This window comes from Maribacter confluentis, from assembly GCF_030505015.1.
GTDB classification, from domain to species: Bacteria; Bacteroidota; Bacteroidia; order Flavobacteriales; family Flavobacteriaceae; genus Maribacter; species Maribacter sedimenticola.
The window spans coordinates 3,293,001-3,310,998 of sequence record NZ_JAUKUC010000001.1 but is presented as its reverse complement, the minus strand read 5'-3'; the positions used below and the strand labels follow the sequence as shown (position 1 = coordinate 3,310,998).

Genomic DNA, 17,998 nt, shown 5'->3' with positions numbered 1-17,998 from the left:
TTTAAAGGCTCATTTTGTAAACGCACCTAACTTGTTCAATGCTTAATAAATTTACTTAAGGGCAAACCTAATGATTTTATTTCTGCAATGGCCAAGCCGGCAACCTCCATTGCCCCTTTTTTAGATAGATGTGTATTATCTATTTTACCATTGGGATAAAAAGGGTGTTCCCCTTTTTGAAAATGTAAATGCAATGATTTTGAACCTTCAACCCCATAACTTGTTTCCAAACGTTCCGTTAGATATTGCAAATCCACAAAAGGAACGTTCATCTCCCGTGCCAGCAACCGTACCTCCATAGGGTACAGACCATGGGTATCTACCAAAGTCCCAAATTCATTGAAATTTCTTCTGACAATGGATGAGAACAATATGGGATATGCCCCCTTTTCCCTTGTCTCCAGCACAAAGCGTTTTAAATTGGCCCTATACGTAGTATGCGGATTGGTATATCTTGTTGAATCCTTGAATTTTTGATCATTATGACCAAACTGAATAAAGACATAATCCCCTGGAAATAGGTTTTTTGAGACGGCATCCCATCTACCTTCAGAAATAAAACTCTTGCTACTACGCCCATTTACGGCCCTGTTAGCCACCTGGATATATTCATTGAAAAATTCCGGCAGCACTTGGGCCCAACCATGTTCAGGATTTTCTAACGGGTTTACCTTATCCGCCATAGTAGAATCGCCAATACAATATATGGTCGTTACCTGTGCTTTACCAGTAAAGGACAGGAGTATAAAAAAAACAAGGAATGGTATACGCATGATGCAATCAATTCTAGACTATTAATTCCATTTAAAGGCAAAATAAGCACAGGGACTCTCAGTGGCATTTCTTATACCGTGTTGTTGTTGAGAATTAGCCAAATAAAAATCGCCTTCCCCTGCCTTATACTCTTTACCATCTATGGTCATTTCCGTTTTTCCGGATAGGATAAGGATAATTTCGGTTTCCTCATGCGCATGTGGCTTATGGCTGGGTCCTTTCTGGTCCAATTGGGTAATGTGCATTTCAAAACGTTCGCACATAGCCGTGGCCCTATCAAAATAAGGAATACCACCACCTCGTTCACTTTTGTTGAAAACCAACGAATCTTTATTAAGCATTAACGACCCACCATTAGCAATACCCCTTTGAATATTCATATTTTTTTTAGATTGATATTGCATTACATAATAGGTAAGATTGGTATCCCCAATATTCTCAATACTGTGCATTTGCTGTGGCATCAATAAAATAACACCACCAGGACCTAGAATTTGTGATTGCCCCTCAATAGTCACCTTCATGGTACCTTCCTTAACAATAATACATTCTTCCTTTGCCTCGTTTGCATGGGGAGGATTTGGTTTTGCACCGGGATATTGCGTAGTGGCATGTATTCTAAAATATTGTAGATGCGACCCAGTACCTTCCAATATTTTTCTGGACTCCCTCATTTCACCCTTTTTCACCGGGTGGTCCTTCCATTTATATACTCCAGATTTAACAGGTTGTAAACCATCCATAACATTAGGTTTTAAATTCACGGTGAACGATAGCAATACCAATGCAAACAATAATACAAGTTTAGTTTTCATATATTAAGTGCTTTATATTTTTACTTGTTGAATTCTACCATTACTTGAACACCACATCAATCTATCTGAAACCACAAGGAATTACCTAGAATGGTTTTTCTTTCATATTCCTTAATCATATTTGGCCCTAATTGATATGACCATTCTACCCGTTGCTTAGGTATATATCCTGGTCCTGTATTATTATATTCCGCATAAAAGGATTGTTCTTCCGCTTCTTTATTGGACCAATTGTCCCATCCTTTAGGAACAATATGGCTCCCCATTTCACAATTTAAAAACACGGTTTTTGCATGGGTTCGCCAAGGGCGCCCTAAATATACCTGCGTTACCTCCTTAGGGGCGGTCAATCTACAGTTCTTAAATACAAAACCGTAAGCAATACCTTTGGGTGTTGATGCCGCCGTTATATAGGAGTTTTTTTTACTATGAATTATACAGTCCTCAAAAAATGCGGTTGCCTGTCCAAAAATAAAATCCGTAGTTCCTTCAATATAGCAATTTTTAAAATATTGTACATAGCCCTCACCTGTAACATAGACCGTGTCCTGATTACCCATGATCCTACAATTTTCAATTTTTACCCTGTTTGCATGTACAGCTAGGGCAATGGCTTGGCCCACTTCGCCTGCGGTATTTTTTAAGGTAACGTTCGTGAGGTAAAAATCGTTTCCTTCTATTGAAAACGTTGGGGTGTGGAACGTACTGTTCCTTCCTAGATTTATTTTATTGAAATGGTCATCAAAGGTAATAATGGTATTTTCCGTGCTTTCACCAATTATACGCATATTGGTATTCCATTCATATACCTTAACCTTTTCATTATATATGCCATTCTTGAGCAGTATTGTAACCGATTTATCAGGAAAACCTTTAGCGGCATTTATGGCGGATTGCAAATCAAAAAAATCGCCCGAACCATCTTTTGCAACGGTCATATTATAAATATCAATCTTGTTTACCTTAGTCCTTTTGATAGTGACATTTTTCTGCCATTGAGAAAATTCATCCAACACTTCCTGAGGTTCATCCGTGTACCAACGGTACCCATTTCTTCGTTCATCGCCTATTTCTGATAACGAATATTTTTTAATTCCGTCCCGATCACAAAAGAATGCCCTATTATCATCTAAATTCATAAATCGGCCCCAAATAGGTTTAACATTGTGTTCTGCAATAACTTTCTTATCGATCACTTTACCATCACTATTATATATTCTTTCTACACGTGTATCGGTAATCTGAGCTTTTTTAAACCAATTACTGGCAGCCGTAACAGAATTGATAATTTCTTCAGAAGGATTTTTAATGGACATTAATAACAACACAATTTTTGCAGATTCCTTACCGCTTAACGAGGGTAGTTCATATGCCCTAGCTTTAGCGGGTGCATAAGTCTCCACATCATGTTGTGCACACCATGCCGTCAAAACCCCATTTTGTTTGTACTGGGTTTTTAAAATGCACTGTACGCCCTTGTCAAACGCATTTTTTGCTGCATTTTTAAGTGCAGCCGATATATTTAAGTGATCATATTTTTGGGTCTCATAGATATCCCTTAGCAAGTTCATAACATTGACCATGGCATCATCATTATATGTTATATGGGTATAATACCCTTTTCTAAGCGGATAAAATTGTGGCCAACCACCATTCTCGTACTGGGCCTGTATCAAGTATTCCAATCCTTTAATAAAAGCTATTCTATATCTTTCATGGTTATGATGCGCATATACTTTGGCCAGAAATATCATTTCTAAAGTAGTAGCGCCGTTATCAATAGTAGCGCCAACATTGTCATTTTTATCAATGTGCAGTTGTACCTTTTCCTTTGCCGTAATATTTTGGGGCTGTTTATTTTTTGGCCAACCGCCAATCTCTTTCTGAAGCAACAATACATTATCCGCCACTTCTAATATCTCTGGAGATGCGTATAGATTTGGTTCGTTTGAATTTACCAGTTCGCCCCACGAATGATCTAAAACCTGACCATGAACAGTTGTACCTGCAATTAATATGAGCATAAAGAGTACTATATTCCTGACCATAATTATTAAATAAATGAAAATTTGATGTTCCTTTTTAATGTTTGAACATTGATAGTTAAAGGGCAATCACCCTTTTTTCCTTATTGCTTGCAAGGCAGGCCTCTATCACTTCAATAACAAGGGCCGCTTCTTCACCGGTTACCGGCAAGGTTTTATCATTTCGTATTGCATCCACTACTCCATCAAAATACTGCATATAGTTACCTGCCAAAGTGGGCACCTTAATTCGGTTTTCATAACCATCAATTTCAGCATGTAAGAGTCCCATTTCATTCTCCGGTTCTATGCCATACCCTTCACCCCCTGGTATTTCACCACGCTGCAGTGCCGCTTCCTGTACGTCTGCCCTAGATTTTACAAAGGAACCTTTTGTACCGTGAAGAGTAAAGCCCGTAGTGACCTCCTTAACGAATAGGCTTGATTTTAGGGTTACCCTAAATGTGTCATAAAACAACCTAACATCAAAATAATCCACCACTTTGGCCCCTGGCCTAAATACCTCCAGATCTGCAAAAACCGCATTTGGCTTGCCAAATAAATGAAGAGCCTGGTCTATTAAATGCGACCCCAAATCATATAGTCCGCCAACGGCTGGCGTATCTACCTCTTTGTGAGCTTTAGGGCTTAAACCAGGGTGGTAGCGATCATAATGAATGTGTGCCTCTACCAGTTGCCCAAGGGAATTGTTTTCCAAAACCTTTTGTACGGTTTTAAAGTCACTGTCATATCTTCTATTATGAAAAACAGATAGTTTTAGATCGTTTTTTTTCGCCAATGCAATTAGCTCATTTGCCTGCTCCGTACTTGCTACAAATGGTTTTTCTACAATGACATGCTTAAATGCCTCCAAGGCTTTTTTGGCATATTCATAATGTGTAACACTTGGCGTATTCACGATCACCAACTCTACCTTATTGTCCGCCAAAAGCTCATCCAACGTTCTAAAGGTGATAATATCAGGATATTTTTTGACTGCCTCATTTTTGATTCGTTCCCAAACCGCATAAAGGTTAAGGTTAGGGTTTTTAGCGGCAAAAGGGGCATGAAAAACATAACCGCTCATACCAAATGAACATAGCGCTACATTAATTGGTTTCATTGTTGGTTTTTTGGTTACTTCTTAATAAATGTACAATAAATCCTATCTCCATGAGATGAATTTTACGATCAGGAATGTGTTGGTCATCCTCATCGTTACCAACAAAATGCAGTATTTAATTCATTTTCAAATACCAATGATCATTTTGTTGGCTATTCTCTTTTCATAATGTTTGAACACGAATATTTTACCTATCCAATTCCAATGCCGCAAACATAAAAGGTCCTGTACCTTTGGGATCGTTTGAACGAATAATCTCGTTGACATAATAATCAAACGAACCATCCCGATACGGATCTCCACCTAAACCTGCTACTCCACAACATTTGTTCAAATTAATGACCCCGTTATCCTCTACCGTGACAAATTGCTCTAAAATACCATCAAACCCTTTTTTTGCATTGACCAGGTAATCAGATGAGATATATCCCTTATTGGCTCCTTTGGCCAAAACATAGGTGAACATACAAGACCCCGTTGCCTCCAGGTAATTACCTTTGCGGTCAGGAAGATCAAGTACTTGCCACCACGTACCCCCTTGATCCTGATATTGAACAATTGCTTCCGCGTATTGTTTTAAATAATTAATGATACGTTCTCGCCCCGGGTGTTCTTCTGGCAAGTAATCTAATATATCTACCATTGCCATACCGTACCAGCCCATTCCGCGCGACCAAAAATGCTGCGATAACCCGGTTTCCTTATTGGCCCATCGTTGTTCTTTGCTTTCGTCCCATCCATGAAAATATAATCCGGTTTTGGGGTCTCTACTGTGTTTTTCAATAAGGTCAAACTGTAAAACAATATGGTCAATTACCTTATTGACCTCATCTTCCTCTAAATATTTTAAAGCATATTTTGCATGGAATGGTTCTGCCATGAACAGACCGTCCAACCACATTTGGTATGGATATCTTTTTTTATGCCAATATCCGCCTTCAGAAGTAGTAGGTTGTCCTTCTAATTGTTTATGAAGGGTATCCATGGCCATTTTAAATCTTGGTTCCGGATTTTTTTCCTGTAACCAGAAAATGGCATCACCGGATTTGATCATATCCAAATTATAGGAAGTAAGGTCATAAGTTACAATGGTACCATCTTCCTTGATCATTCTATTGGCGTAATCATACACATAATCATATAGTTTTTGATTACCCGTTTGTTCATAGACACGTTCTATGGCCTGTAACACCAAACCGTTAGTATAGCTCCATCTAGATTCCTTTTGAAAATCCAGTAATGTTGGATCCGGAAACCTGTGAATTTCCGAAAGTGCCATTTTTTCTGACCATTTGGAATTTTCCGGAACTACCATTTCTTCCGTGGCTTCCTTGTCATTGGCATTTTCTTTCTTTTCTGTCTTACAGTTTAGTAACAACATGGCACACAACAAAAGTGAAGTGACCCTAAAATTGAAATGATTTTTTTTCATAATTGCTGTAGAAATGAATTACTATCTATTTAATGCTAATGCCGCCAGAATAAAAGGACCGGTGCCATGCAGATTATCCGTAACTATTGGCTCACTTATATAATACTCAAAGCTTCCGTCCCTATATGGATTTCCACCTAAGCCGGCACTTTTACAAATGTTATTAATATGAACCTCACCATCTGCCTCTACCTCTACCACTTCTGATAATAGTCCATCAAACGTTTTATGGGCGATTGATTTAAATTTTACAGGCAGATATCCCTTTTCATTACCTTTGGCAAAAGCATAACAGAACATTTCCGAGCCAGAAGCTTCTAGGTAATTCCCTTCCATTTCTCCCTTATCGGTTACTTGATACCATAAACCGGTTGGGTGTTGAAAGGCGAGTAAACTCTGAGAAAGTTGATTTAAGTAATTTATCAAAACACTTCTTTTGGGATGGTTTTCCGGATAGAAATCCAAGACATCTACCAAAGCCATTAAGTACCACCCCATTGATCTAGACCAAAAATTTGGACTTTTACCATCCTTTTTGTTGGCCCAGTCCATTTGTTTACTTTCATCCCAAGCATGGAATAGTAGTCCGGTTTCCTCATCCAAGGTTTGTTTCCATATCAACTCAAATTGATGGGCAATATCGTCCAATCTGTCTCCATCCTCAAAAGTAGTATTATACTGTGCATAAAAAGGTGCCCCCATATATAGACCGTCTAACCACATTTGATTGGGGTAGATTTTTTTATGCCATAAACCATTGGACGATGTTCTAGGGTGATCCTCCAATTGGCTGCGCAATGTTTTCATAGCCTGCAAATACCTTTGATCATTTGTTGTTTTATATAACTTAAACAGTATTTTACCTGCATTGATATTATCAATATTGTAGGAGTCTTTGGTATATCCATGAATAATGCCCGAGGAATCTATTAACGTTTCCCCAAAATCCTGTATATAGTCAAAATATTTGTCTTCCCCGGTTTGTTCAAAAAGACGCTCAAAAGAAGTTAGGAGCAATCCTATTTTATAGTTCCATTTTGGCAAACTATCATTTTCTGTCTTCCATGCCTTTGGATGCCTTTTCATTATTGAGTTTGCAAGGCGTTGTGACCACGGCAAGCTATCGGAAAATTGCTCGTTAGTAGCAATAGCGTTACTATTGTCCGACTTTTTTTCATTTTTACAACTACTTATCATTAGACACAGCATAATTGCCAAAAAGATTTGGTTAACCCTTCTAAACCTTACATTCATTTTCTGTTCATTTTTATTATTGATTTCTATATATAATGATAATCCAAAATAGAAGCGTATAGTGTTTATTTTATTAAAGAGGATAAAAAGGATTTCTCAGTACATTATGTTATCCCAATATTTAAAATAGCGCTTTGTGATATAGACCAACACCTTATAGCACATCATAAAAAGATTCTGTATATAATTAGAATTTACAATGCTGCCAATTCCTTATCTATATAAGCTACAAACTCTTCCTTAGACTGTATACCATTCTTTTCCTTTTCCCAAGCACCCCCAAAATAATATGTAATTGTTGATGCGGTAGGTTTAAAGACCAGTAGGTGATCAAATTCAGATTCCGTAATTTTTTCCACTTCATCCGTGCGATAAAAAATGACCATTCCCAAATTATCTGGAACCAAGGTCTGCTCACCGTAGGTAGCAATATAGCCCCAACCGTTAGCCCCTTCTTTTTGTATTAATTCTATACCATTGAACTTAACAATTCCCGTACTAAATCCCTCTCCTGCTACGGAAGTGGTTAAACTGGCTTTTGTTAAGCGTGAATCTGCCTTGATCATTAACTGCGATGTTAAATTGATCTTTTTCCCAAGGGCGGTCCATCCATAATAATTTATGGTAACACCAGATTCATTATCCCCATTATGTATTTGGGCCGTTGTAGAATCCACTTCTTTAAAATGTACAACAGTCTTTTTGCCATCAAAACGGCCATATGAACCAATACCTAATGATTGGCCTGCCTTTAAAATATCTAGTCCCCATGGGCTATCTTCATGATAGGAGTCATAATTATCCAATCCTACTTTAGACAAAACCATTGTATCTACCTTCTTACCGAAAATGTCAATTGCGTTTCTCCAATCCAGATATAACCTATATCCAACTTTATTACTTTCCCACCCCGGGCCTTCATAGCGTATATAATATGAATGATCGGTCAAACTATCCGGCGCTCTTAGAAACTCCACGTTCTTGAAAGTGAAATTTTCACCTTCATATTTTTTACCCTTCCATTCTCCGCCTTCCTTGATTGATATTTCTGCGTAGGTTTTCCGTACAGCTTCCTCAGCAACAATTTCTGCTTCTGGCGCTTTCTTTTTTTCTTCTTGCTTACAAGAACTGAATACTAGTAGAGCTGTAAAAAACACAACACTTAAACTTTTAACTGTTTTCATATGGTACACTATTTTGTTCTGTTAAATTTAAACAACTTTAAATGAGTATAAACAAAAAGGGACTTAATGAAATTACTTTCATTAAATCCCAATTCAACTAACTCAAAAAACTAACTCTAATATGCTTTTTCCTCACTAGTAAATAGATTAATTATATGCCGGGTTTTGTGGAAAATCATTATTTTGATTTAAATCCAATGCTTGCTGGGGAATTGGCCTCAAAATTTTCAGCGCACCAGCACCATTAAAATCACTCTCATTAACTTGATTATTGTATAAAGAGGTTCGTTCAACTAATTTTCCTGTTCGCTTTAGATCAAACCACCTATGATATTCGCCAAAAAGTTCTCGAGCGCGTTCATCCAATATATAATCGATATCAAATTCACCAATGGTAGCATCTGCTACACCCGCCCTATTTCTTACTGCATTAAGCCTTAATAAACCGGTACTAGCCTGACCGGCTTGAAGGTATGCTTCTGCAGCTACCAAATACGTTTCGGCCAATCTTGATAATATAATATCCCTTGTGCTTGATCTACCACCAAACGCAGTTGTTGGTGAGGGGTCATCAAATTTCTTGACACAAATTACCTCATAATCCAAGGATACCGTATCTGTCCACTCTGAAGAATACTCACCATAGTTATGATATTTAAAACTTGGCGCAAGATTTTTGGTGGCCAAATAATTTGCTTTATCCTCTGGTGTAAACCATTGCGGTTCGTAAAATTCTATCACAGTCAATGAGTTATGCTCTTCTTCTGGAACTCTATAATACGTAAAGTAAGAAGGCCCTGTATAATCATCAGTATCTATATAAAAAATTTCTGTCATAAACGTGCCTTCCCATCTTGCATCATCTTCCGTAAATAAGCTAATTGCAAAATCTGTAGGTGAAGATGAGTAATCACGAGCCGGAGCTTGTCCTTGCACTTCCGAACCACCTAAATATGATCCAAAATATGCATATTGTCTACTTCCCAATCCATCGGGATCCGCACTTATAGAAGCAGCATCAAACTGCACGGAAAAAATAACCTCTTCATTTAAATCATTACCAGGTCTAAAAACTTCACTAAAAGGTAAATTAAGTGCTTCACCACCAATAACTTCATCGGCCAAGGCAGCTGCAGTTGTAAAATCATTTTGCGATCCAAAAGGTTCGTAACCTCTTGTCAAGTAAACTTTGGCCAATAAGTTTTTTGCCGCTCTTTTGTTTACCCTGCCAAAATATGCACCATCACTGGCACCAGCTATAGCATCCTCTAAATCTGATATTATCTGTATATAAACTTCTTCTGCAGTATTCCTATCATATTCTAAAACCGGACTATCTATATAATCCGTAATAGCAACCCCACCATAAGTTTGTACCAATAGGAAGTAAGAAAGCGCTCTTAAAAATTTAACCTCACTAACCAATACTGGAAGTTCTGCAGTTTGCTCGGTAAGCTCAGCATAATAAATAGCCCTATTTGCTAATTGAATAGCAGCATAACATTCGTTATATAAATCTGCCACACCGTCAGAGGTAGAGTTTAGATCCCTATACTCGGTCAAACCCAATGGGCCTTGCCCCCTACCCTTAGAAATTAAATCTGTTCCGCCTTCAAATAAGAAAGGAGAATCACCATAAATATCCCTTAATTTTTCATAATTGGCATTTATTAAAGAATTAAAACCGTCTGGAGTTACATAGAAGGAGTCTGCGGATTCACCGGAAAGGTTTTCCTCTTCTATAAAGTCGCTGCAAGAAACAAATGCAGCCATTATTATTCCTAAAATATATATTTTTTTCATCTTCTTTTATTTTATAGCTTTAAACTTAAACCTAATTGATATGTAATGGAGCTTGGTCTAGCTACATTCTGATCAGCATCTGCCCATTCTGGGTCCCATCCTTCAAAATCCTTATTGGCAAAGACAAATGGGTTTAATACGTTAGCGTAGATTCTAAATCCTTTGATGTTTAGATCGTCAAGAACTTTTTGCCCAAACGAATAGCCTAAAGAAATATTCTTGATTTTCACGAAAGAAGCATCTCTGTAAAATCCGAAATCCGTTCCCCAAAATTGACCTTGACCACGTGGCCTAGGAATCTCATTGGAAGTTTGTACAGGAAGTCCGGCACCGTTTTCAGGAACATAATAACTATCCCAGTCCAAGTGATTACGACCCCTATCATTAGGATCTCCAAAGCTATCATTAAGAAAATCACTTCTGACCAAAACACCTTGAAGCGCTATAGCAGAGACGGTAAAATCAAAATTACCTACCGTTAAATTTGAAGTAATACCACCGATCCAGTCCGGTTGGTTTGATCCAAGAACCACCCTATCGTCATCTGGATCAAAAACACCATCATTATTTATATCCTTAGGTCTAGCCTCACCTTCTTTCATACCGTAAGAAGCAGCCTCTGCAGCCTCACTGGCCTGCCAAACACCGTCAAACACATAATTATAGTGAGGTCTTAAAGCTTCACCTATAAAGAACCCATTTCCTGGATCATCTTGCTCACTTTGGCCATATACGGACTCAAGTGCATTCGTGTTCTTACTGAAGGTGAAATTAGTTTCCCAAGTAACTTTTTCCGTTTGTATATTTCTTGTAACCAAAGAAACCTCTACCCCTTTATTGCTTAGAGACCCAACATTGTTGTTTATACTTCCTGCCCCAGTTTCAATTGGTAAATTTTGCTCGACAATTAAACCATCCGATAGCCTATCATACACATCTACACTACCAAACACCCTGTTTCTGAAAAAGCCGAAATCAAGTCCAAAGTTTAATTCTCTTGTTCGTTCCCATGTCAAGAACCTATTGGCCAATTCATCGGCAACAAAACCATTAGCTGCGGACCCATTAAAATCATAATATGTCTGACTATCTACGGAGTTTAAGGTAGAGTATGGACTTACGTTATCATTACCCGTATACCCAATACTAGCCCTAAGCTTTAAATTATTTATAAAACTATCGTCGTTAAAAAAGTCTTCTTCCGTAATCTTCCAAGCCAAAGCTACCGAAGGGAAATTCTCCCATTTATTACCCTCAGATAATACGGAAGACCCATCCCATCTAATTGAGGCCGTTAATAAATACTTGTTCTTAAATGCATAATTTAAACGTCCGGCGTAGGACATTAAGGTGTTTTTTCTGTAAGCTGAACTCAAATTAAAAGTTGCCTGAGGTCCAGAACCTAAATTATACCATAACGTTTCAAAGGGTTGTCCACTAGAGAATGCATAAGATTCTTCCGTTCTATTGCTGTAAAAACTTTGCAATCCTAAAAAGCCTATGGTGTGGTCCTCGTTAAAGGTCTTGTTTATGTTGAACTGATTATCCCATGTATAATTAAAATTTTCCAACTTGTCCAAGCTTGCCGTATTGGTACCGCCATTAGATTGACCAACATAGGATTCCGCTCCATACGCCTCGCCAATGCGTCTATTCAATAAACCTGCGGAGAATGTTGTCTTAAAAGACAACCAATCCAATGCTTTGTATTCCGCAAATAAATTGGCCAAGGTTCTCCATCTTCTTACCTGTTGTTTGGAATTGGCAATTTCAACCAATGGATTCAAGGTACTTGTTTTGTTGAATGCCCAATCACCATTTGGATATGTTAATTTACCAGGCTGAAAGAATAACTCACCTACCAATTGATTTCCATCTGCATCAATAGCCCAAGGAGAAGCCAACGGACTTAACCTTACAGCATCTCTTGCCGCTTGATCACTACCTAAATCGTTTACTTCATGTGATAGGGTCAAATTAGCTCCAATAGAGAATTTATCATTAATATTATGTGTTGCACCTGCCTTAAACGTGTATTTGTCCAATGCCTCATTTTGCAACAAACCTTCATCTGATTGTAGACCTATAGCTAGATTATACGCTAAACCATTATTTGCGCGTCCATTAACGGCTACATAATTATTTTGAATACTCCCATCACGGTAAACGGCATCTGCCCAATCGAAATTAAATCCGGCATTAGCACGTTTAATTAATTCAGGACTATTATTACCAGCTAAGGCAAAATTATTTTCTGGTGTATCTCCTAAAGGATCGTTTTGGTTCAAGTAAGCTGTTTGATGGTACGCCCACCATTCTTGACCATCCATAAAGTCTGGAAATCTAGCTCTGCGAACTACCCCATAAGAACTTTCAAAAGAAACCGAAACCCCGCCTTTTGCGGTTGCACCTCCTTTTGTAGTCACGATTACCACACCATTAGCACCTCTAGACCCATATATAGCCGCTGAAGAAGCATCTTTTAATACATCTATACGCTCTATATCTTGTGGATTTAAAAAATCAATACCATCTGTGGGCACCCCATCTACTACAAACAAAGGTTGTGCATCGCCACTAAATGAGTTGTTACCCCTTATATTGATATCAAAACCATCTCCAATACGACCCGTGCTGTTGGTAATTACAACACCGGGTAAATTACCTTGAATTCCTTCCAAAGGGTTATTAACGTTTCTTTGTGTGATTTGCTCATTGGATACACTAGTGACAGATCCGGTCAAATCAGCTTTTTTTACAGATCCGTAACCAACAACGACCACTTCATCCAAAGCTTGAGCATCTTCTTCTAAAGTAACATTTAGTTGCGTACGGTTGTTAACGGGAACCTCATTTGCAGCAAAACCAATATAACTAACAACCAATACTGCATTATCTGTTGTTAATGTAATGGAAAAATTTCCATCAAAATCTGTGACCGTACCATTTGAGGTACCTTTTTCAACCACATTTACCCCCGGCAAAGGTTCTTCGGTTGCCGTATCGGTAACTATACCGCTTACGGTAGTTCCTTGTTGGGAAAATGCATTATTACCCATTAAAAGGGTACATAGCAATACTCCCGTAAAAAGCCGAAAATTGACTTTTACTTTTGTAATTTGTTGTTTCATAATAGTAATTAAGTGAGTGAATGATTAAGTTAATTTGTAATTGAGTTCATTTTTATTTCCTTTATATACATAGTTTAAAGTAAAAGCTCCCTAATTCAATCCGCTCCTTTAGGTAATGTCACCCGTCAATATTAAAAGCAAAATCAAGTAGGTAGCATAAGTCGTTTTACCCGATAAAAATTTATTTCTCTCCAAAACCTATTGTTAATTTTTATTGCATTCTTACAAGAAACCATTATCAAAGACATAGCATTTAGTTTATGCTGGGATATACTTAGTGCATTGTAAAAGTTCATTCTCATAATGTATAAAAATTACATTAATAGTGTAATCGATTACGCAATTATAGCAAATAAAAAATATTTTAACAAAAATTTTATATTAAAAATTCAATTTTTAACAATAAAGCATCCGTTAATTTATTTAGTTATCGATTTTAGTTGCTTAATTTGATATATTCACAATATCCTATAATAGCATATATTAAAAGGGATTAAAACAAATTAGGAACAAGTACAATGACCATTTTTAATCAATTTTTAATGACAAAGTCCTGTAATACAATATGTTATTGGATATAAGAAGAAGTAAACCCAATATTAAAAAATACAAACATAAAGTACTTCCATGCCTTTAAGTATTACTATTTTTATTTATTAAAATTTTCGTTTTAGAAGATATAAAACTATTTTAAGTTATTAAATAAACAAAATACCGCTTAAATTAATTAAAATTAGAGCTAACTTTTAGAATTTGCTCAACAAAATGTAATCGATTATATAATCAAACTTAAAATAGATGTCTACTTAAATGAGTCATAAAATTATATATAATGAGAAACTACATATAGAGAAGTTTTATAAAAAAACTTTTATAAAAAAAACAATAAATACGTATTTATTTACACTAAAATCAATTTTAATAGTTTTAAATTATATATACATTTACAAAATAAGATTATCCTAAATTTAATATACTCCCTAAAAATTGTTTTTATTGGCACACAACTAGTTCTATGTTAAATTTAAAAGCATTATGAAATTAATAAGTTTGTTTATTAATTTTTATGAAAATTTTCATTTTATTTACAAAATAGTAGGTGAATTATATTATTCCCTTCTAAGAATTTTATAAAATTGTTTTAATCACATTAATTCTGTCATAGAACTTAGATTAGAAACAATTTTACTGATTTAGCAATAGGCAAAAAGTTATAATCATTAAAAAAGTCTACTTCAATAAATTATTTAAACAAAATTTAGAATTATTCTTAAGAACCTTAAAAAAAGTAATCGATTACATCAACTATTAATCAAAAAGCACATTGTATGGACATACATTTTTAAAAATTTGCTGCTTTTACTTACATGCTTCTGTATGGACATTACTTTACATGCCCAAGACAAGGTGGTTACAGGTACGGTTGCATACGAATATGGCTTTCCTCTTGCGGGAGTATCCGTTGTAAAAAAGAATACTACATTTAGAACATCAACAGATTTTGGTGGTAATTATTGTATATCAGCCCACGTAGGCGAAACATTGGAATTCAGTTTTCTTGGTTACAAAATGAATGAAGTTAAATTAGGCCAAACCTCAACCATTGACATAAATATGAAAAAAGATGTAGGTCTGCTGGATGAAATAGTGGTAATGGGGTATGGCACCTCTGCCAAGCGTGAACTTATGGAATCGCTGGCATCCTTTTCAGGTGGTGAGATTGCTGCGGTACCGGTTACCAATGTGGACCAAGTACTACAGGGTAAGCTTACCGGTGTTAACATAACCACACTGTACGGTAGGCCTAGTGAAGACGTTAAAATACGTGTTCGTGAAAGTGGTTCCGTATTACAGAGCAACGTTCTACTTTATATTGTGGACGGGTTTCAGGTAAACAATATTAGTAATATTTCTAGTAGCCAAATACAGAGTATTGATCTTCTAAAGGATGCTGCACCTACTGCCATTTACGGAGCTAGGGGTGCCAATGGGATCATTACCGTGACCACCAAAAGCGGTAAAGCAGGACAAACAAAGGTTTCTTATGAGGGCTACACGCTGTTCAGTAATATTCTTGAGTACATACCTATAATGAACGGTTATGATTACATCGCCTATAATTGGGCTTATGCAGATGCTATAGGTTCCCAATATATGAATGCATGGGAAAGGCTTTGGTCCATTGAAGATTTTGAGAGTAGTAATACGGTTGGTATTGACAATTATAAGAGTGTTCCCAGTAAGGATTTCACTAAAGAGCTTTATAATGGCGCATTCACACAAAACAACAGTGTAAATTTTATTAGTAGGAATAAAAACACTAAATATTTATTATCTGCAAACCATAATGATCTAGAAGGAAACCAAATACGCTCATTTTATAAGCGAACCAACTTACCGTTTAAGCTGGATCAAAAGTTAGGTACAAAATTAAACCTCAACCTCAATACCCGGTTTGCACAGATAAACCAAGGTAATAACAAGGGTAATTTCACTGCATATTATTTCCGCCAATTGAATTCCGAATATATTTTAGGTGATTCGGATGTCAATAGTAATACCGTCCATGCTGAGCAAAATACGGTTTACCTAGGTAGACCTTTGAGACCATTTGCAAAAACGGTATGGTTAAATTGCAAAATGGATGACCTAATAAAAACAGAAGGATGGTATAATTGGAACAAGCCAAAGGCAGAGCCAACTACTTTTTATGCTGAATTTAATACCACTGGTACTAAAGCTATTAAAACAAGTGTTAGTTGGACAAAAGAACTACAGGAAAGTGATCTTATAACATATTCAAAACAACATGTCTTAAAGGCCATGATAATTGGCTAATCAATTAAATGAATACCTATGAAAAAAATGCGAATACTTTCAACAATTACAATTGCATTAATATGTAGTCTACTTTCTTTCTCTTGTAAAGAACAACCCAAAACAACTGAAAAAGCAGACGTTTTTGCACAGGCAGATTCAATTATTAAAAATATTCAAATTCCACAATTTCCGGATAAAGAATTCAACATAATGGATTTTGGAGCACTTGCGGATGGTAAAACCGATAACACCCAAGCGTTTATAAAAGCTATAGCTGAATGCTCCAATTCTGGAGGCGGCAAGGTCATAGTACCGGCCGGCGCCTTTCTTACTGGACCAATTCACTTAAAAAGCAATGTTAACCTTCATTTAAACGAAGGGGCTACCGTACTGTTCAGTACGGACCAAAAAGCATATTTACCTATGGTCCATACATCGTATGAAGGTGTAGAATTAATGAATTATTCCCCATTGATATATGCCTATAAACAAAAGAATATTGCTATTACCGGTAAAGGTACATTTGACGGACAGGCAGACAATGAAAATTGGTGGCCCTGGTGCGGCAATAATAAATATGGCCATTTAGAAGGTACCCCTCAACAACGTGATGACCATAACTTACCTGCATTACGTAAAATGAACGAAGAACGTACACCGGTAGCAGAAAGAATATTTGGTGAGGGCCATCAGTTACGCCCCACTTTTTTAGAACCTTTTGAATGTGAAAATGTTTTGATACAAGGAGTGACATTTACAAACGCACCTTTTTGGGTTATACACCCTATAAAATCTAATTCAGTAACTGTAAATGGTGTAACTGTTCGTAGTCATGGACCAAATAATGATGGATGCGACCCAGAATACTCTAAAAATGTACATATCGTCAATTGCACCTTTGATACCGGTGACGATTGCATTGCCATTAAATCCGGAAGAAATAATGACGGTAGGCGCGTAAATATCCCCAGTGAAAATATTGTAGTTGAAAATTGTATGATGAAAGATGGCCATGGTGGTGTGGTCATGGGTAGCGAAATTTCTGCTGGCGTTAGAAATGTATTCGTAAGAAATTGTAGTATGGACAGTCCTAATTTAGATAGGGCCATCCGTATAAAAACGAATACCCTACGTGGAGGGTTCGTAGAAAATGTTTTTGTAAGAAATATTAAGGTTGGGCAAGTTAAGGAAGCCGTGTTGCGCATTAATACCTATTACGGTATTTATGCCAATCAAGAAGGTGATTTTAGTCCATCGATAAAAAATATTCATTTAGAAGATATTGAAGTCGAAAATGGTGGTGAATATGGGGTACTAATAAAAGGTAGGAGAGAAAATCCTGTAAAGAACGTCACCTTTACTAATGTGCATATTAAAAATGCCAAGACACCACTTTCTGTTGAAAATTCAGAACCGATACAGTTTACCAATAGTTCCATTAACCGTACAGCATATTAGTAAATATTTAGACCAACATTTTATAATTAAAATTAAATTAAATTTTTTAGCGCATTTAATATCACTGTTCTCACAATCTTTTGCTGTGCACAAAGCAATGAGCCCAATATATCAAGTACTTGGATAGCAGATAATGGAGATGGCACGTTTAAAAATCGTTACTATATGCAGATTATTCAG

At 36.6% G+C, this 17,998-nt stretch carries 12 protein-coding genes; 3 read left to right on the top strand and 9 right to left on the bottom strand.

Translation table 11 applies throughout. From position 1 onward, the window contains the following. Positions 1-35 precede the first annotated feature (35 nt). Genes Q2T41_RS14345 through Q2T41_RS14330 form a run of 4 tightly spaced genes read right to left on the bottom strand, consistent with a single transcriptional unit; the run spans position 36 to position 4,736 of the window. Complete coding sequence (locus Q2T41_RS14345; RefSeq protein WP_304436618.1) at positions 36-773, bottom strand: rhamnogalacturonan acetylesterase; 738 nt, start codon at positions 771-773, stop codon at positions 36-38. Between the two features lie 21 nt (positions 774-794). Then, on the bottom strand, positions 795-1,589 hold the full coding sequence (locus Q2T41_RS14340; protein ID WP_304436617.1) for a cupin domain-containing protein: 795 nt from the start codon (positions 1,587-1,589) through the stop codon (positions 795-797). Positions 1,590-1,645: 56 nt separating this feature from the next. Continuing rightward, entirely contained in the window at positions 1,646-3,637 is a 1,992-nt protein-coding gene (gene pelA / locus Q2T41_RS14335; protein WP_304436616.1) for a pectate lyase, read from the bottom strand. 55 nt (positions 3,638-3,692) lie between these two features. Then, positions 3,693-4,736, bottom strand: a complete 1,044-nt coding sequence (locus Q2T41_RS14330) for a Gfo/Idh/MocA family oxidoreductase (protein WP_304436615.1) — start codon at positions 4,734-4,736, stop codon at positions 3,693-3,695. Positions 4,737-4,764: 28 nt separating this feature from the next. On the opposite strand from Q2T41_RS14330, the gene Q2T41_RS14325 reads away from it, so the two are divergent. Continuing rightward, complete coding sequence (locus Q2T41_RS14325) at positions 4,765-4,905, top strand: hypothetical protein (RefSeq protein WP_304436614.1); 141 nt, start codon at positions 4,765-4,767, stop codon at positions 4,903-4,905. Between the two features lie 18 nt (positions 4,906-4,923). Here the strand turns inward: Q2T41_RS14325 and Q2T41_RS14320 are convergent, their stop codons facing one another. From Q2T41_RS14320 to Q2T41_RS14300, 5 genes are all read right to left on the bottom strand, one after another. Then, positions 4,924-6,168, bottom strand: coding sequence for a glycoside hydrolase family 88/105 protein (locus tag Q2T41_RS14320; protein ID WP_304436613.1), 1,245 nt, complete (start codon positions 6,166-6,168; stop codon positions 4,924-4,926). 21 nt (positions 6,169-6,189) lie between these two features. Beyond that, complete coding sequence (locus tag Q2T41_RS14315) at positions 6,190-7,422, bottom strand: glycoside hydrolase family 88/105 protein (protein ID WP_304436612.1); 1,233 nt, start codon at positions 7,420-7,422, stop codon at positions 6,190-6,192. A 194-nt stretch (positions 7,423-7,616) separates the two neighbouring features. Further along, positions 7,617-8,606 (bottom strand): DUF4861 family protein, encoded by a 990-nt coding sequence (locus Q2T41_RS14310; RefSeq protein ID WP_304436611.1) that lies wholly within the window; start codon positions 8,604-8,606, stop codon positions 7,617-7,619. 147 nt (positions 8,607-8,753) lie between these two features. Then, positions 8,754-10,409 (bottom strand): RagB/SusD family nutrient uptake outer membrane protein, encoded by a 1,656-nt coding sequence (locus Q2T41_RS14305; protein ID WP_304436610.1) that lies wholly within the window; start codon positions 10,407-10,409, stop codon positions 8,754-8,756. Positions 10,410-10,420: 11 nt separating this feature from the next. Further along, positions 10,421-13,540 (bottom strand): SusC/RagA family TonB-linked outer membrane protein, encoded by a 3,120-nt coding sequence (locus tag Q2T41_RS14300; protein ID WP_304436609.1) that lies wholly within the window; start codon positions 13,538-13,540, stop codon positions 10,421-10,423. Between the two features lie 1,377 nt (positions 13,541-14,917). Between Q2T41_RS14300 and Q2T41_RS14295 the strand changes: the two genes are divergently transcribed. Further along, positions 14,918-16,378, top strand: a complete 1,461-nt coding sequence (locus tag Q2T41_RS14295) for a pectinesterase family protein (RefSeq protein WP_304436608.1) — start codon at positions 14,918-14,920, stop codon at positions 16,376-16,378. A gap of 18 nt (positions 16,379-16,396) precedes the next feature. Then, positions 16,397-17,818, top strand: a complete 1,422-nt coding sequence (locus Q2T41_RS14290) for a glycoside hydrolase family 28 protein (RefSeq protein ID WP_367186883.1) — start codon at positions 16,397-16,399, stop codon at positions 17,816-17,818. The last annotated feature ends 180 nt before the right edge of the window (positions 17,819-17,998 follow it).